Source organism: Pseudomonas sp. NPDC090752, assembly GCF_055584805.1.
In genome coordinates this window covers 61,881-78,715 of sequence record NZ_JBVJLI010000001.1, presented here as the reverse complement: position 1 = coordinate 78,715, position 16,835 = coordinate 61,881, and the positions used below count along the sequence as shown (strand labels likewise).

The following is a 16,835-nucleotide window of genomic DNA, read 5'->3' as shown; positions in this document are numbered from 1 at the left end:
CCGTCTGTCGCACATGGCGGGGCCATTTACCTACAGAATTCGCCCTATCTTCGCTCATCAGGCGTCGACCATGGCCAGCGCCTCCTCTACATCAACTGCAACAAGACGTGAACAGCCCGGTTCGTGCATGGTCACCCCCATCAACTGGTCCGCCATTTCCATGGCAATCTTGTTATGGGTGATGTAGATGAACTGCACGCTTTCACTCATTTCCTTGACCAGCCGGGCATACCGCCCGACGTTGGCATCGTCCAGCGGCGCATCGACCTCGTCGAGCATGCAGAACGGTGCGGGGTTCAGCTTGAAAATGGCAAACACCAGCGCCAATGCGGTCAGTGCCTTCTCGCCGCCGGACAGCAAGTGGATGGTGCTGTTCTTCTTGCCCGGAGGTCGCGCCATGATCGTCACCCCTGTATCGAGTAGATCTTCGCCCGTCAGTTCCAGATAAGCGCTGCCACCACCGAAAACTTTTGGGAAAAGTGCCTGTAATCCGGCATTTATCTGATCAAAGGTATCCTTGAAGCGGTTGCGGGTTTCTTTGTCGATCTTGCGGATGACGTTTTCCAGCGTATCGAGTGCTTCGACCAGGTCGGCGTCCTGGGCGTCGAGGTAACGTTTGCGCTCGGACTGCTGTTCGTACTCCTCGATCGCCGCCAGGTTGATCGCGCCAAGGCGCTGGATGCGCGCATCGATTTGCTCCAAATCCTGCTCGGTGCCCTGCTCGCTGGCATCGGCCTCGACGGTGGCCAGCACAACCAGCAAATCGTAGCCATCTGCCAGCAATTGTTCCTGCAGGGTTTTGCGCCGTATATCCAGGCCCTGGTTCTCCAGGCGCATCTGCTCGAGCTGTCCGCGCAGCAACTGGGCCTGCTGCTCGGCCTGGGTGCGACGTTTTTCGGCATCGCGCAGGGCGCGGTCGGCTTCGTCCATGTGCAGGCGGGCCTGGCGCATTTCCTCGTCGACGCTCATGCGCCGCTCCAGCAACTCTTCCAGTTTCAGGCGCAGCTCTTCCTGCGGTGCCTCGCCCTCGTCCAGGTTCAGGCTCAGTTGTTCCTGTCGCTCGCTCAGGCGCGCGGCCTGTTGTTCCAGGCGTTCCAGCGCTTGATGAGTGGAGTCGTGCTGGGCGCGCAGCGAACCGAGGCGCACGGCCAGCTGGTGGGCGTGGTCCTTATGCTGCCGGGCGTCCTGGCGAATGCGGTCGAGCCCCTCACGCAGGGTATCGCGGCGGGCCATCAGTTGCTCGCGCTGCTCGGTATCCTCGGCCATCAGCTCCAAGGCTTCCTGGAGCACCAGACGCGCCTCGCCCAGCTGCTCATGCTCCAAGGCACGTTGTTCCTGGAGTTCGGTCAATTCTTCATTTATACGGCGACGACGCAACTCGACCTGCTCGGCACGGGCGCGGCCTGCTGAAAGGCTGGCCTTGAGCTCGCCGTGCTGGCGGCTTTCTTCCTGGGTGCGACGACGCAGCTGCTCGCGCCCTTCTTCTAGGCCCAGTTGCTGCTCGCGCAACGATTGCAACTGATTTTCCAGCTGCCCAAGCGCAGCTTCCAGCGTCAATTGTTCTTCACCAAGGCGCTCGATTTCCTGAGCGCGCGCCAGCAGGCCACCCTGGGCGTCGCCACCCCGGCTGATGCGCAGGAAATGCCGACCGACCCAGTAACCATCGCGGCTGACCAGGCTCTGCCCTTCAGCCAGCGCTGAACGCTCGGCCATGGCTTGGGCGAGGTCCTCGACGGGCCTGACCTGGGCCAGCCAGGGGGCGAGGTCGGTGTGCCCTTCGACCTTGTCGAGCAGGCTGCCGGGCTGACGGGCACCCTCTGCGCCCGCCACCAGCAAGCGCAACTCACCTTGTTCGAGTTCGGCAAAGTCGAGCCCGGCAAAATCGTCCACCAGCACGGCTTGCAGATCGGCACCCAGCACGGTTTCCACCGCCAGCTCCCAACCTGGTTCAACCCGCAGCCCTTCGGCCAGGCGCGGACGCTGTTCCAGGCCCTGGCCGCGCAGCCAGTCAGCCGCACCCGCACCAGGCTCCAGCGCAGCTTGCTGCAAAGCCTCCAACGAAGCCAGGCGGCCACCCAGGCGCTGCAGGTCGCCCTGCTGTTGCTGCTGGGCGTGTGTCGCCTGCTGCAACAGTTCGCGCACGCCCTCCAGGCGTTCGACTACCTGCTCTTCCGACAGCTGCAATTCTTCCAACTGCATCTCGCTGGCGGCCAACTGTTCAGACAATTCCAGCAAGGCGCCGTCTTGCGGGTCGGCAGCCATCTGATCGTGCTCCTCGCCCAGCTTGCGCTGGCGCTCGGCCATGCGTTCCAGGCTGGCCTCGAGCTGCTGCAGGCGCGACTGCTGCACTTCGGCCTGGCGTCTCGGCTCGGCGGAGCGGGTGTTGAAGCTGTCCCACTGCTCCTGCCAACCGTGCATGCCCAGCTCGGCTTCTTCGAGGGTAGCGGCGGCCTCTTCGGCCGCGGCCAGGGTCATTTCCTGCTCGGGTTCGAGCATGCCCAGCTCTTCGCCGAGGGTGGCCAGCAGCGTGCGGTCGTGCCCAAGGTGCGATTCGGTCTCCAGGCGCGTGCGCTCGGCTTCCTTGAAGTCATCCTGCAACTGGCGCAGGCGCTGCTGGCCGTGCTGGATGCTCTGCTCGACCCGGGCGATATCGCCGGCCACCGAATAGAAGCGGCCCTGCACCTGGTTGAAGCGTTCGGACAATTCATGATGGCCGTCGCGCAGGCGCTCGATGCTGGCATCGGCGTTGCGCTGCTCGGCGACCAGTGCCTCGTGGGCCACGTCCTGATCGCCAATCACCACTTCGCGCTGACGCACGCGTTCATCCAGGTCGCGCCAGCGCAGGGCCGACAGGCGCGCCTTGAGCTGACGTTCCTGGGCTTTGTATTCGCGGTACTTCTCGGCGGCCTGGGCCTGGCGATGCAGGCGTTCGAGCTGACGCTCCAGCTCTTCGCGCAGGTCGGTCAGGCGCGCCAGGTTTTCCTGGGTGCGGCGGATGCGGCTCTCGGTCTCGCGGCGGCGCTCCTTGTACTTGGAGATGCCAGCGGCCTCTTCGATGAAGTTGCGCAGCTCCTCGGGCTTGGCTTCGATCAGCTTGGAGATCATCCCCTGCTCAATGATCGAATAACTGCGCGGACCCAGACCAGTGCCGAGGAAAATGTCGGTGATGTCGCGGCGACGGCACTTGGTGCCGTTCAGGTAATAGGTGTTTTGCCCGTCGCGAGTGACCTTGCGGCGGATGGAAATTTCCGCATAAGCCGCGTACTCGCCCAGCAGCGTGGTTTCGCTGTTGTCGAAAATCAGCTCGATGCTCGCCTGGCTCACCGGCTTGCGGCTGGTGGAGCCATTGAAGATGACGTCGGTCATCGACTCGCCGCGCAGGTTTTTCGCCGAGCTTTCGCCCATCACCCAGCGCACCGCATCGATGATGTTGGATTTACCGCAGCCATTGGGGCCGACCACGGCCGCCATGTTGCTGGGGAAGTTGACCGTGGTGGGGTCGACGAACGACTTGAACCCGGCCAGGCGAATGCACTTAAGGCGCATCGGTCAGCCTCGGGCCAGCGCCGCCAGTACCAGCTCGCAGCTGCGCTGGCAGTAGGCGGTCAGCACCTCGCGGATGCGCGGTAGATCACGGGCGACCACGGCGTCGAGCAGGCGGGCGAACAGTTCCAGGTAATCGATCATGTTGGCCTGGCGCTGATCCAGGGCCAGATAATAGGCGCGGCTCATGGCCGGTTGCAGGTTTTCCACGGTTTCCTGCAGGTAAGGGTTGTCGGCGAACGGATAGGCGGCGCGCATCACCGCGAAACTGTCGGCGACGAACGCCTTGATGTCTGCTTGCTCGCGGGCGTGCTGCAGACGTTGCTGGATGTCCAGGAACGGGCGCAGGTCGCCGTCGGTGCGCCATTTTTGCGCGACGGCATTGCCCAGCAGGATGTAGAACTCGCCCATCAATGCGCAAAGGCTGCGCACGCTGCGCTCATCCAGCTTGGTCACATGAGCCCCACGGCGTGGCAGGATCGCAACCAGATGGCGACGTTCGAGGATCAACAGCGCTTCGCGCACCGAGCCACGGCTGACATTCAGCGCCTGGGTGACCTTCTGCTCCTGGATGCGCTCACCGGGCACGAGCTCGCCGCGAATGATGCGTTCGGCCAGGTAGTCGGCGATCTGCTCGGAGAGGCTGTCCGGCGCCTTGAACGTCATGGTTTTCCTTCAAAATCATTGAACTGGGCACAAGTGGGCGATTGTAGCGCACTTGGCCAGCACTCGCGCAGAGGGACGACGGGCTTTATTTGACCCGCCGGGCAGTCACGTGCGCGGCGCGATCTATGCTTCAGGTATGGGTATTCCGGGCGGCCAGATTGGCTCACGCGCAACTTCTTGACCTTTGAGTCAGAAAATTATTGACCAGCGCGTCAGCTCTGCTTATTGTCCGCCCAACAACAATAAAACCATTGCGAGGCCATCCCCGTGATCCAGTTTCTCGTCAACCAGGAGCTACGCAGCGAGCACGCCCTGGACCCGAACATGACGGTGCTGCAATACCTGCGCGAGCACCTGGGCAAACCCGGCACCAAAGAGGGCTGCGCCAGCGGCGACTGCGGCGCCTGCACCGTGGTGGTCGGCGAGCTGACCCAGGATGATGATGGCCAGGACAGCCTGCGCTACCGCAGCCTCAACTCCTGCCTGACTTTCGTCTCGTCGTTGCACGGCAAGCAGTTGATCAGCGTCGAAGGCCTCAAGCATCAAGGTCAACTGCACAGCGTCCAACAGGCCATGGCCGACTGCCACGGCTCGCAATGCGGTTTCTGCACCCCCGGTTTCGTCATGTCGTTGTTCGCCCTGCAGAAGAACAGCCAAGGCCATGACTTGCATCAGGCCCAGGAAGCCCTGGCCGGCAACCTGTGCCGCTGCACTGGCTACCGGCCGATTCTCGACGCCGCCGAGCAGAGCTGCCGGCTGCCCTGCCGCGACCAGTTCGACGCCCAGCAGGCGCAGACCATCAGCCGCCTCAAGGCCATCGCGCCGACCCAGACCGGCGAACTCAACAGCGGCGACAAGCGCTGCCTGGTGCCATTGACCGTCGCCGACCTGGCCGACTTGTACAGCTCGCACCCCGAAGCGCGCCTGCTGGCGGGTGGCACCGACCTGGCGCTGGAGGTCACGCAGTTCCACAAGACCCTGCCGGTGATGATCTACGTCGGCCACGTGGCTGAACTCAAGCGCATCGACAAAACTGCCAGCCACCTGGAAATCGGCGCCGCCACTTCGCTGACCGACTGCTACGGCGCGCTGAACGAGGAATACCCCGATTTTGGCGACCTGCTGCACCGCTTCGCCTCGCTGCAGATCCGTAACCAAGGCACACTCGGCGGCAATATTGGCAACGCCTCGCCGATCGGCGACTCGCCGCCCCTGCTGATCGCACTCGATGCGCAGATTGTCCTGCGCCAGGGCGAACGCCAGCGCACGATGCCGCTGGAAGACTACTTCATCGACTACCGCATCACTGCCCGCCAGGACAGCGAGTTCATCGAGAAGATCATCGTGCCACGAGCCAGCAACGACTGGGCCTTCCGTGCCTACAAAGTATCCAAGCGCCTGGACGACGACATCTCGGCCGTGTGCGGCGCCTTCAACCTGAGCATCGAAGACGGCGTGGTCAGCGGTGTGCGCATCGCCTTCGGCGGCATGGCTGCCATCCCCAAGCGCGCCCGTGCCTGTGAAGCCGCCCTGCGCGGCAAACCCTGGAATCAGGCCAGCATCGAACGTGCCTGCCAGGCCCTGGCCGAAGACTTTACGCCGCTCAGCGACTTCCGCGCCAGCAAGGAGTATCGCCTGCTGACCGCGCAGAACCTGCTGCGCAAGTACTTCATCGAACTGCAAACGCCGTACATCGAAACCCGGGTGACCGACTATGTCTAACCATCACGTCGTCAAGAGCCAGGCCGAGATGGCCGAACTGTTCAGCCAGGACCTGACCACCGGAGTCGGTCGCAGCGTCAAGCACGACAGCGCCGACAAGCACGTGGCAGGCGAGGCGGTGTACATCGACGACCGCCTGGACTTCCCAAACCAGCTGCACGTCTATGCGCGCACCGCCGACCGCGCCCACGCGCGCATCCTGCGCATCGACACCACGCCGTGCTATGCCTTCGAAGGCGTACGCATCGCCATCACCCACGAGGACATCCCCGGCCTCAAGGACATCGGCCCAGTGGTCGCTGGCGACCCGCTGCTGGCTATCGACAAGGTCGAGTTCTTCGGCCAGCCGGTGCTCGCCGTCGCCGCCCGCGACCTCGACACAGCGCGCCGCGCGGCGATGGCCGCGATCGTCGAGTACGAAGACCTGGAGCCGGTTCTGGACGTGGTCGAGGCATTTCGCAAAAAGCACTTCGTGCTCGACAGCCACACCCACCAGCGCGGTGATGCCGCTGCCGCCCTGGCCAGCGCCCCGCACCGCCTGCAAGGCACGCTGCACATCGGCGGCCAGGAGCACTTCTACCTGGAAACGCAGATCTCGTCGGTAATGCCCACTGAAGACGGCGGCATGATCGTCTATTGCTCCACGCAAAACCCCACCGAAGTGCAAAAGCTGGTCGCCGAAGTGCTCGACGTGCCAATGAACAAGGTGGTGCTCGACATGCGCCGCATGGGCGGTGGTTTTGGCGGCAAGGAAACTCAAGCTGCCAGCCCGGCCTGCCTGTGTGCAGTGATCGCGCGCTTGACCGGCCAGCCGACCAAGATGCGCCTGCCGCGCGTCGAAGACATGATGATGACCGGCAAGCGTCACCCGTTCTACGTGGAGTACGACGTCGGCTTCGATGACGATGGCCGCCTGCACGGCATCAATTTCGACCTGGCCGGCAACTGCGGCTACTCGCCCGACCTGTCCGGTTCGATCGTCGACCGCGCCATGTTCCACTCCGACAACGCCTATTACCTGGGAGATGCCACGGTGCACGGCCACCGCTGCAAGACCAACACCGCTTCCAACACGGCCTACCGGGGCTTTGGCGGCCCGCAGGGGATGGTCGCCATCGAGCAGGTGATGGACCACATCGCCCGCCAACTGGGCCGCGACCCGCTGGCCGTGCGCAAGGCCAACTACTACGGCAAGACCGAGCGCAACGTCACCCACTACTACCAGACCGTCGAGCACAACATGCTCGAGGAAATGACTGCCGAACTGGAAGCCAGCAGCGACTATGCCGAGCGTCGCGAGTCGATCCGCCGCTTCAACGTCAACAGCCCAGTTCTGAAGAAAGGCCTGGCGCTGACCCCGGTGAAGTTCGGTATCTCGTTCACCGCCACCTTCCTCAACCAGGCCGGCGCGCTGATCCACATCTATACCGATGGCAGCATCCACCTGAACCACGGCGGCACCGAGATGGGCCAGGGCCTGAACACCAAGGTCGCGCAGGTGGTGGCGGAAGTCTTCCAGGTCGATTTCAGCCGCATCCAGATTACCGCCACCAACACCGACAAGGTGCCCAATACCTCGCCGACCGCCGCATCCAGCGGTGCCGACCTGAACGGCAAGGCCGCGCAAAATGCGGCCGAGATCCTCAAGAAGCGCCTGACCGAGTTTGCCGCACGGCACTATAACGTGACCGAGGAAGACGTCGAATTCCGCAACGGTCACGTGCGCACGCGCGACCAGATCGTCAGCTTCGAGCAACTGGTGCAGCAGGCGTATTTCGCCCAGGTGTCGTTATCGACCACCGGCTTCTACCGCACGCCGAAGATCTTCTACGACCGCAGCCAGGCCCGCGGCCGGCCGTTCTACTACTACGCCTTCGGCGCAGCCTGCGTCGAGGTGATCGTCGACACCCTGACCGGCGAGTACAAGATGCTGCGCGCTGACATCCTGCACGACGTTGGCGACTCACTGAACCCGGCCATCGACATTGGCCAGGTGGAAGGCGGCTTCATCCAGGGTGCTGGCTGGCTGACCACCGAAGAACTGGTGTGGAACGCCAAGGGCAAGCTGATGACCAACGGCCCGGCGAGCTACAAGATCCCGGCCGTGGCCGACATGCCGCTGGACCTGCGGGTGAAGTTGGTTGAAAACCGTAAGAACCCGGAAGACACCGTGTTCCACTCCAAAGCCGTGGGTGAACCACCGTTCATGCTCGGCATCGCCGCCTGGTGCGCGCTCAAAGACGCGGTGGCCAGCATCGCCGACTACCGCGTGCAACCGAATATCGACGCACCGGCGACGCCGGAGCGGGTGTTGTGGGGGTGTGAGCAGATGCGCAGGGAAGTGGCTGCGGCGCAGCCGGCCTCACCCGAACTGGAAACCGTAACGCAGTAACCGGTGCACCACCGAACCCTGTGGGAGCGGGCTTGCCCGCGAACAAGGGCGAAGCCCTTGCCATGCACCGCGGTGTGTTCTTCGCGGGCAAGCCCGCTCCCACAAGGACCGCGTGCATCTTTGTAGAGAGGTTGAATCATGCACCAATGGATCAACGCCCTCGCCGACCACCAGTCCCGCGGTGAACCCTGCGTGCTGGTGACCATCATTGAGGAACGCGGCTCGACCCCGCGTAATGCCGGCTCGAAAATGGTCGTCAGCGCCAGTGCTTTGTACGACACCATCGGCGGCGGCCACCTGGAGTTCAAGGCGCTGCACATCGCCCGGCAGATGCTCGAAGAGCATCGCAGCACCCCACACCTGGAGCGCTTCAGCCTGGGCGCCAGCCTCGGCCAATGCTGCGGTGGCGTCACCGTGCTGCTGTTTGAACCGATGGCCGCCGTGCAGGCGCAGATCGCCGTGTTCGGTGCGGGCCATGTTGGCCGTGCTCTGGTACCCTTGCTCGCCGCGCTGCCCTGCCGGGTGCGCTGGATCGATTCGCGCGAACAGGAATTCCCCGCGCTCATCCCCAACGGGGTGATCAAGGTGGTCAGCGAGGAGCCAGTCGATGAAGTCGCCGAGCTGGCGGCCGGTTGCTATTGCATCGTCATGACCCACAATCACCAGCTCGACCTGGAACTGACCGCCGCCATTCTCAAGCGCAACGATTTCACCTGGTTCGGCCTGATCGGCTCGAAGACCAAACGGGTCAAGTTCGAGCACCGCCTGCGCGAGCGCGGTTTCGATGACGCCGTAGTGGCGCGCATGCGCTGCCCGATGGGCATCGCCGAGGTCAAGGGCAAGCTGCCCATCGAGATCGCCGTGTCCATCGCCGGCGAAATCATCGCCACCTACAACGCCTGCTTCGGCCAGCACGACGCTGGCGTCAACGCCGGCCCCATTGCCCAGTTGCTGCCGCCCTCCCGGCGCAGCCAAGCCCTATGACGAGTGTGTTATGACCGTTACCCGCAAAGCCTACCGTGCCGCCATTCTGCACAGCGTCGCCGACCCGGCCGAGGTCGGCCTGCAAGCCTCCCATGAGTATTATGAGGACGGCCTGCTGGTGATCGACGACGGCCGCATCAGCGCCCTCGGCGACGCCAGCGAGTTACTGCCGACGCTCGATGCCGACATCGACGTAGTGCATTACCAGGATGCCTTGATAACCCCGGGCTTCATTGATACCCACATCCACTTCCCACAGACCGGCATGATCGGCTCCTACGGCGAACAGCTGCTGGACTGGCTCAATACCTACACCTTCCCGTGCGAAAAGCAGTTCGCCGACAAGGATCATGCCGACAAGGTGGCGAAGATTTTCCTCAAGGAACTGCTGCGCAACGGTACCACCACTGCGTTGGTATTCGGCAGCGTGCACCCGCAGTCGGTCAATGCCTTGTTCGAAGAGGCCGAGCGTCTGGACCTGCGGATGATCGCCGGCAAGGTGATGATGGACCGCAACGCACCGGACTACCTGACCGACACCGCCGAAACCAGCTATACCGAGAGCAAGGCACTGATCGAGCGCTGGCACGGCAAGGGCCGCCTGCACTATGCGGTTACCCCGCGCTTCGCGCCGACCAGCACCCCTGAGCAACTGTCGGTGGCGGGGCAACTGCTCAAGGAGCACCCGGGCGTATACATGCACACCCACCTGTCCGAGAACCTCAAGGAAATCGACTGGGTCAAGGAGCTGTTCCCTGAGCAGAAAGGCTATCTGGACGTCTACGACCACTTCGAGCTGCTCGGCGAGCGTTCGGTGTTCGCCCACGGCGTGCACCTGTGCGACGACGAATGCCAGCGCCTGTCCGAAACCGGCTCGGCCATCGCCTTCTGCCCGACGTCAAACCTGTTCCTCGGCAGCGGCCTGTTCAACTTGCCGCAAGCGGAGAAGTTCAAGGTCAACGTCGGCCTGGGCACCGACGTGGGCGCTGGCACCAGTTTCTCGCTGCTCAACACCCTGAACGAGGCGTACAAGGTGATGCAGCTGCAAGGCGCACGCCTGCACCCGTACAAATCGCTGTACCTGGCCACCCTCGGCGGCGCCCGTGCGCTGCGTCTGGATGACCGTATCGGCAGCCTGCGCCCCGGCAACGATGCCGACTTCGTGGTGCTCGACTACAAGGCCACGCCGTTGCTGGACTACCGCATCCAGCAGTCCACCAGCATCGAAGAAACCCTGTTCGTGCTCACCACTCTGGGCGACGACCGCACGGTGCGTGAAACCTTCGCCGCCGGGCGTTGCGTGCACCAGCGCTAAGGTTCTTTCGCCAGGCCCCGGTACAACGCGCCGCCGATCGCCGCCCCGATCAGCGGCGCCAGCCAGAACAGCCACAGCTGCTGCAAGGCCCAGCCACCGACGAACAGTGCCGGCCCCGTGCTACGCGCGGGGTTGACCGAGGTGTTGGTGACCGGGATCGAGATCAGGTGAATCAGAGTCAGGGCCAGACCAATGGCGATAGGCGCGAACCCCGCCGGGGCCCGCGCGTCGGTGGCGCCCATGATGATCACCAGAAACATCGCCGTCATCACCACTTCACTGACAAAACCCGCCGCCAGCGAATAGCCGCCGGGCGAGTGGTCGGCGTAGCCGTTGGACGCCAGGCCCGACGATAGCTCGAAACCCGCCTTGCCGCTGGCAATGAAGTAGATCACCGCCGCAGCCAGAATGGCCCCGATCACTTGGGCGATGACGTAGGGCAGCAACTCCTTGGCCGGAAAACGCCCACCCACTACCAGTCCGAACGACACAGCGGGGTTGAGGTGGCAACCGGAAATATGGCCGATGGCGAATGCCATGGTCAGGACAGTCAAGCCAAAAGCGAAGGCGACACCGAGAACACCAATGCCGACCGGAGAGCTGGCCGCCAGCACGGCACTGCCGCACCCGCCCAGCACCAACCAGAAAGTGCCAACCAGCTCGGCACCCACGCGCACACCCAGAGACGTAGTCATGGACCTCTCCTCAAGTAGTGGAACGCAGCGACTGCGCAAGCCCAACCACATTGAAAAGGGGTTTGCAACTAGCAAATTTATCAGGTATTCGGCGAATGGCCAGCAGGCAGCGCAACAAAAAGGGGCCGCTTAGCGGCCCCTTCGATACACAGGCAAACGATCAACCCTTGGCTGCAGCCTTCGGCTTTTTCAACAGGTGCGAGAACACCGCATGCAAGTCGTCCGAGGCGCTTTCCTCGTCCAGGTTCAGCTTGCTGTCGATGTGGTCCATGTGATGCATCATCAGGCTCACCGCCTGTTCGGCGTCACGCGCCTCGATGGCATCGATCAGCTGCATGTGCTCGTCATACGAGCAGTGTGAGCGGTTGCCGCTCTCATATTGGGCAATGATCAGCGACGTTTGCGAGACCAGGCTGCGCTGGAAACTCACCAACGGCGCATTGCCGGCCGCCTCGGCGAGCTTGAGGTGGAACTCGCCGGAAAGGCGAATACCGGCACCGCGATCGCCCCGCGAGAAGCTGTCGCGCTCCTCGCGTACCATCTGACGCAGCTCGTTGAGTTGCTCCAGGGTGGCGTGCTGCACGGCGAGCTCAGTGATGGCGCGCTCGACCATGCGCCGCGAGAAGAACACCTGACGCGCTTCTTCGACCGTTGGGCTGGCCACCACCGCGCCACGGTTGGGCCGCAGCAGCACCACGCTTTCATGGGCCAGGCGCGATAACGCACGGCGAATGATGGTGCGGCTGACGCCAAAGATCTCACCCAGCGCTTCCTCGCTCAACTTGGTGCCCGGCGCCAGACGCTGTTCGAGGATCGCCTCGAAGATATGCGCATAGACGATGTCGTCCTGGGTACCACTGCGGCCAGCCTTGCCAGCACGTGAAGGTTTCTTCAGAGGTTGCAGCTGTTCGTTCATGAGCTCTCGAAGCGCGAAGGAAAGTATGGCGCCATTGTACACAGGCTGAGCCGTTTCTGCAGGTGGGCTTTTACCTATATAGCCGATGCGCGGCAGATTGTGCGCACAAAACATAAAACATTATTTGCTTTCTTTGTACACAAAAGCATAATCCATCGGGCAACTTCTTGACCCGTAAGTCAACTAAGCGCGTCAGACGTCTGCCATCCCTCGCGGAGCCACCAAGTGCATTGCGCAGGTCACTGGCTCCAAGAACAACAAGAAAGACTTGAGGAGTATCGCTGTGGAAAGCCGCAAATCCGACGCACCTACGCTGGATCTCGCTCCACCGCTCGAAACGAGTTGGCTGGAACGGATTTTCAAACTCAAGCAACACGGCAGCACCGTCAGAACCGAGCTGATCGCCGGGGTGACCACCTTCATCACCATGGCCTACATCATCTTCGTCAACCCCAACATCATGGCCGACGCCGGCATCGATCACGGGGCGGCATTCGTCGCCACCTGCATCGCCGCCGCGCTCGGCTGCCTGTTGATGGGCCTGTACGCCAACTGGCCGGTAGGCCTGGCACCCGGCATGGGGCTGAACGCCTTCTTCACCTACACCGTGGTCGGCACCATGGGCTACAACTGGGAAACGGCGCTGGGCGCGGTATTCGTCTCGGGCGTGCTGTTCATGTTTCTGACCCTGTCCAAAGTGCGCGAGTGGCTGCTCAACAGCATCCCGGTAAGCTTGCGCCATGCCATGGGGGCTGGCGTCGGATTGTTTCTCGGGCTGATCGGCCTGAAGACCGCGGGCATCATCGTCGACAGCCCGGCCACGCTGATCAAGCTGGGCTCGCTGCATGAGCCTGGCCCGCTGCTGGCGGCCATCTGCTTCCTGTTGATCGCCATCCTCAGCTACAAACGCGTGTTCGGCGCGATCCTGATCAGCATCATCGGCGTGACGCTGGCCGGCTGGGGCCTGGGCCTGGTGAAGTTCGGCGGGGTGATGTCGATGCCGCCGAGCCTGGCACCGACCTGGATGGCGATGGATGTGGCGGGCGTGTTCAACGTCAGCATGATCAGCGTGGTCCTGGCGTTCCTCTTCGTGCACATGTTCGACACTGCCGGCACCCTGATGGGCGTGGCCCAGCGGGCCAACCTGGTGGCACCGGACGGGCGTATCGAAGGACTGTCGAAGGCACTGAAAGCAGACAGTGCATCGAGTGTGTTCGGCGCCGTGGTCGGCGTGCCGCCGGTTACCAGCTATGTGGAGAGTGCTGCCGGCGTGGCCGCCGGTGGGCGTACCGGCCTGACGGCGGTGGTGGTTGGCCTGCTGTTCGTCGCGGCGATGTTCTTTGCCCCACTGGCCGGGATGATTCCTGCCTACGCCACTGCCGGTGCGTTGATCTACGTGGCCATGCTGATGATGGGCAGCATGGCGCACATCCACTGGGACGAAGCCACCGACAGCATTCCGGCGATCGTCACGGTGATCATGATGCCGCTGACCTTCTCGGTGGCGGACGGTATTGCCCTGGGCTTTATCAGTTATGTGGCGCTGAAGGCCGGTACCGGCAAGTACAAGGAGATCTCGGCCAGCTTGTGGGTGCTGTGCGCGATCTTCATTGCCAAGTTCGTGTTCCTCTGACACTCCATTTGCACCAACAAAGGGCGCCTCGTGCGCCCTTTTGTTTTGTGTGGGGTCTACCGGCCTCTTCGCGGGGCAAGCCCGCTCCCACAGGTGTCACCACAAGTCTTGTGGGAGCGGGCTTGCCCCGCGAAGAGGACCATACAAACAACACAAAAACAGCAGACGAAAAAAAGCCCGCCAGTGTGAGAGCGGGCCAAGGACCTACGAAGATTCTTCTAGCGACCAACTAGCTCCCGCGGTAGGTCGAATAGCTATACGGCGAAATCAGCAGCGGCACGTGGTAGTGATCCTGCTTCTCGTCGATGCCAAAGCGCAGCACAACAACATCCAGAAACGCCGTGTCCGGCAGCTGAACGCCGCGCGCACGGTAGTAGGCGCCAGCACTGAACTGCAGCTGGTAAACGCCGGTACGGTAATCGTCACCCTGCAGCAGCGGCGCGTCGACGCGGCCATCACTGTTGGTCAGGGCAGTGTTCACCAGCTCGAGCTGCTGGCCTTCGACGCGGTACAGCTCGACCTTGATCGCGCTGCCCGGGCAGCCGTGAGCGGCATCCAGTACGTGTGTAGTCAAACGTCCCATTGCTTGTCGCCTCTTGTTCAATCTGTGGGCAAAAAATACACAGCCATCCGCACGGTAAAGCACCTGCGATGGGCGGGAATGGCGTTATTAAGACATTTCATCGACAAATTGTACACAATTTTTTATACCCTCCTTTCGCCTCCCCATCCGAGTGCCTATAAGACGCAAATTCAGGCGCTGTGCCGACGTCCATGTCATTAACTGACCAATCAGGCAGGTTTCTTGCAACACATTCTCAAGCGACAAAAGGGAAGAAATGCGGAAAAACAGGCTTACAAAAGATTTCAGAAGTTGTATACAATCAGCCCATCCGGTGGTGCGACATCCCGACGCGGTCCGCCCACCCCCGCACAAACGCACAAGAAGGAAGACTGCAGTGAGCGCTGACTACCCTCGCGACCTGATCGGTTACGGCAACAACCCTCCTCACCCGCAATGGCCGGGCAACGCTCGCATTGCGCTGTCCTTCGTGCTCAATTACGAGGAAGGTGGCGAGCGCAACATCCTGCACGGTGACAAAGAGTCCGAAGCCTTCCTGTCCGAGATGGTCGCTGCCCAGCCGCTGCAAGGCCAGCGCAACATGAGCATGGAATCGCTGTACGAATACGGCAGCCGTGCAGGCGTGTGGCGCCTGCTCAAGCTGTTCAAGGACAGCGGCGTGCCGCTGACGGTCTTCGCCGTGGCCATGGCCGCCCAGCGCCACCCCGACGTGATCCGCGCCATGGCCGAAGCCGGCCACGAGATCTGCAGTCATGGCTATCGCTGGATCGACTACCAGAACATGGACGAGGCCCAGGAGCGCGAGCACATGCTCGAAGCCATCCGCATCCTCACCGAACTGACCGGCGAGCGCCCGGTTGGCTGGTACACCGGCCGCACCGGACCGAACACCCGCCGCCTGGTCATGGAGGAAGGTGGCTTCCTCTACGACAGCGACACCTACGACGACGACCTGCCCTACTGGGAACCGAACAACCCGACCGGCAAGCCGCACCTGGTGATCCCCTACACCCTGGACACCAATGACATGCGCTTCACCCAGGTACAGGGCTTCAACTGCGGCGAGCAGTTCTTCCAGTACCTGAAGGACGCCTTCGACGTGCTCTACGCCGAAGGTGCCGAGGCGCCGAAGATGCTTTCGATCGGCCTGCACTGCCGCCTGGTCGGCCGCCCCGCGCGCCTGGCTGCGCTGAAGCGCTTCGTCGACTACGCCAAGAGCCACGACCAGGTCTGGTTCGCCCGTCGCGCGGACATCGCCCGCCACTGGCACGCCACCCACCCGTACAAGAAAGAGAACGCCTGATGACCGCTTTCAAGACCCTCAAGCCATCGACCCTGAGCCGCGACGCGTTCGTCGAGGCCTTCGCCGACATCTACGAGCACTCGCCGTGGGTCGCCGAAAAAGCCTATGACCTGGGCCAGTTGGTCGAGCTGGACGAGATCGAAGCGCTGCACCAGCGCATGAGCGACATCCTGCTCAGTGCCGACCATGCAGACCAGCTGGCACTGATCAACGCTCACCCGGACCTCGCCGGCAAAGCCGCCGTCCAGGGCGAGCTGACCGAATCGAGCACCAACGAGCAGGCCGGCGCCGGTATCCACCAGTGCACCGCCGAAGAGTTCGCCCGCTTCACCGAGCTGAACGATGCCTACAAGGCCAAGTTCCAGTTCCCGTTCATCATGGCGGTCAAGGGCAGCAACCGGCACCAGATCCTCGCTTCGTTCGAAAAACGCATCCACAACGATGCCGATGCCGAATTCAAGGAAGCCCTGGCGCAGATCAACCTGATCGCCCTGTTCCGTCTGCTGCAGCTGTAAGCGACAGCCGAACCGTATTTAAAAAAATCGAATAACAGAAGAGATAACCGCATGCGCACCCTGATGATCGAGCCCCTGACCAAAGAAGCCTTCGCCCCGTTCGGTGACGTGATCGAAACCGATGGCAGCGACCACTTCATGATCAACAACGGCTCGACCATGCGCTTTCACAAGCTCGCCACGGTCGAGACCGCCGAGCCTGAAGACAAGGCGATCATCAGCATCTTCCGCGCCGACGCGCTGGACATGCCGCTGACCGTACGCATGCTGGAACGCCATCCGCTGGGCAGCCAGGCTTTCATCCCGCTGCTCGGCAACCCCTTTCTGATCGTGGTCGCGCCCGTTGGCGATGCACCTGTATCAGGCTTGGTCCGCGCCTTCCGCAGCAACGGCAGGCAGGGCATCAATTACCATCGCGGCGTTTGGCACCACCCGGTGCTTACGATCGAAAAGCGGGATGATTTCCTGGTGGTTGATCGCAGTGGTTCTGGCAACAACTGCGATGAGCATTACTTCAGCGAGGAACAGATGCTGATCCTCAATCCCCACCAATAAGAAAAGGTCCGTC

Annotated in this window: 13 protein-coding genes; 8 read left to right on the top strand and 5 right to left on the bottom strand. The window is 62.6% G+C overall.

Going from position 1 to position 16,835, the window contains the following annotated elements; translation table 11 throughout:
- Positions 1–57: 57 nt before the first annotated feature.
- Complete coding sequence (gene smc, locus ACZ6YA_RS00380) at positions 58–3,546, bottom strand: chromosome segregation protein SMC (protein ID WP_465894718.1); 3,489 nt, start codon at positions 3,544–3,546, stop codon at positions 58–60.
- 3 nt (positions 3,547–3,549) lie between these two features.
- A complete protein-coding gene (locus ACZ6YA_RS00375; protein WP_465894717.1) occupies positions 3,550–4,209 on the bottom strand; it encodes a GntR family transcriptional regulator in 660 nt (219 codons plus the stop codon).
- A gap of 267 nt (positions 4,210–4,476) precedes the next feature.
- On the opposite strand from ACZ6YA_RS00375, the gene xdhA reads away from it, so the two are divergent.
- The 4 genes from xdhA to guaD all read left to right on the top strand — a co-directional run bounded on the left by xdhA (position 4,477) and on the right by guaD (position 10,622).
- The gene (gene xdhA / locus ACZ6YA_RS00370) at positions 4,477–5,931 is read left to right on the top strand and encodes a xanthine dehydrogenase small subunit (protein WP_465894716.1); all 1,455 of its coding nucleotides are present in this window, start codon (positions 4,477–4,479) and stop codon (positions 5,929–5,931) included.
- A complete protein-coding gene (gene xdhB, locus ACZ6YA_RS00365; RefSeq protein WP_465894715.1) occupies positions 5,924–8,323 on the top strand; it encodes a xanthine dehydrogenase molybdopterin binding subunit in 2,400 nt (799 codons plus the stop codon). Before xdhA ends, xdhB begins: the two co-directional genes overlap by 8 nt.
- Before the next feature lie 138 nt (positions 8,324–8,461).
- Positions 8,462–9,307: a xanthine dehydrogenase accessory protein XdhC gene (gene xdhC, locus ACZ6YA_RS00360; protein WP_465894714.1), complete on the top strand. Its 846-nt coding sequence runs from the start codon at positions 8,462–8,464 to the stop codon at positions 9,305–9,307.
- A gap of 10 nt (positions 9,308–9,317) precedes the next feature.
- Positions 9,318–10,622, top strand: a complete 1,305-nt coding sequence (guaD, locus tag ACZ6YA_RS00355) for a guanine deaminase (RefSeq protein WP_465894713.1) — start codon at positions 9,318–9,320, stop codon at positions 10,620–10,622.
- On the opposite strand, the gene aqpZ is transcribed toward guaD, so the two are convergent.
- Both aqpZ and ACZ6YA_RS00345 read right to left on the bottom strand, forming a co-directional pair.
- The gene (gene aqpZ, locus ACZ6YA_RS00350; protein WP_465894711.1) at positions 10,619–11,317 is read right to left on the bottom strand and encodes an aquaporin Z; all 699 of its coding nucleotides are present in this window, start codon (positions 11,315–11,317) and stop codon (positions 10,619–10,621) included. The genes guaD and aqpZ overlap by 4 nt on opposite strands.
- Positions 11,318–11,477: 160 nt before the next feature.
- Positions 11,478–12,233, bottom strand: coding sequence for a GntR family transcriptional regulator (locus tag ACZ6YA_RS00345; RefSeq protein WP_400803644.1), 756 nt, complete (start codon positions 12,231–12,233; stop codon positions 11,478–11,480).
- Between the two features lie 283 nt (positions 12,234–12,516).
- Here ACZ6YA_RS00345 and ACZ6YA_RS00340 point away from each other — a divergent pair, with 283 nt between their 5' ends.
- On the top strand, positions 12,517–13,866 hold the full coding sequence (locus ACZ6YA_RS00340) for an NCS2 family permease (RefSeq protein ID WP_400803646.1): 1,350 nt from the start codon (positions 12,517–12,519) through the stop codon (positions 13,864–13,866).
- 229 nt (positions 13,867–14,095) lie between these two features.
- Here the strand turns inward: ACZ6YA_RS00340 and uraH are convergent, their stop codons facing one another.
- Positions 14,096–14,449, bottom strand: a complete 354-nt coding sequence (uraH, locus tag ACZ6YA_RS00335) for a hydroxyisourate hydrolase (RefSeq protein WP_401071647.1) — start codon at positions 14,447–14,449, stop codon at positions 14,096–14,098.
- A 376-nt stretch (positions 14,450–14,825) separates the two neighbouring features.
- On the opposite strand from uraH, the gene puuE reads away from it, so the two are divergent.
- The 3 genes from puuE to ACZ6YA_RS00320 are packed head-to-tail and all read left to right on the top strand — an operon-like array spanning position 14,826 to position 16,822.
- The gene (gene puuE / locus ACZ6YA_RS00330) at positions 14,826–15,752 is read left to right on the top strand and encodes an allantoinase PuuE (RefSeq protein ID WP_019471481.1); all 927 of its coding nucleotides are present in this window, start codon (positions 14,826–14,828) and stop codon (positions 15,750–15,752) included.
- Positions 15,752–16,267, top strand: coding sequence for a 2-oxo-4-hydroxy-4-carboxy-5-ureidoimidazoline decarboxylase (gene uraD, locus ACZ6YA_RS00325; protein ID WP_465894710.1), 516 nt, complete (start codon positions 15,752–15,754; stop codon positions 16,265–16,267). Before puuE ends, uraD begins: the two co-directional genes overlap by 1 nt.
- A gap of 51 nt (positions 16,268–16,318) precedes the next feature.
- Positions 16,319–16,822 (top strand): ureidoglycolate lyase, encoded by a 504-nt coding sequence (locus ACZ6YA_RS00320; protein ID WP_465894709.1) that lies wholly within the window; start codon positions 16,319–16,321, stop codon positions 16,820–16,822.
- Positions 16,823–16,835 lie beyond the last annotated feature (13 nt).

Bases quoted from the DNA above. Each gene is read 5' to 3' on its own strand.
- smc (WP_465894718.1), bottom strand. From the start codon at position 3,546: ATGCGCCTTAAGTGCATTCGCCTGGCCGGGTTCAAGTCGTTCGTCGAC.
- ACZ6YA_RS00375 (WP_465894717.1), bottom strand. From the start codon at position 4,209: ATGACGTTCAAGGCGCCGGACAGCCTCTCCGAGCAGATCGCCGACTAC.
- xdhB (WP_465894715.1), top strand. From the start codon at position 5,924: ATGTCTAACCATCACGTCGTCAAGAGCCAGGCCGAGATGGCCGAACTG.
- xdhC (WP_465894714.1), top strand. From the start codon at position 8,462: ATGCACCAATGGATCAACGCCCTCGCCGACCACCAGTCCCGCGGTGAA.
- guaD (WP_465894713.1), top strand. From the start codon at position 9,318: ATGACCGTTACCCGCAAAGCCTACCGTGCCGCCATTCTGCACAGCGTC.
- aqpZ (WP_465894711.1), bottom strand. From the start codon at position 11,317: ATGACTACGTCTCTGGGTGTGCGCGTGGGTGCCGAGCTGGTTGGCACT.
- ACZ6YA_RS00345 (WP_400803644.1), bottom strand. From the start codon at position 12,233: ATGAACGAACAGCTGCAACCTCTGAAGAAACCTTCACGTGCTGGCAAG.
- uraH (WP_401071647.1), bottom strand. From the start codon at position 14,449: ATGGGACGTTTGACTACACACGTACTGGATGCCGCTCACGGCTGCCCG.
- uraD (WP_465894710.1), top strand. From the start codon at position 15,752: ATGACCGCTTTCAAGACCCTCAAGCCATCGACCCTGAGCCGCGACGCG.
- ACZ6YA_RS00320 (WP_465894709.1), top strand. From the start codon at position 16,319: ATGCGCACCCTGATGATCGAGCCCCTGACCAAAGAAGCCTTCGCCCCG.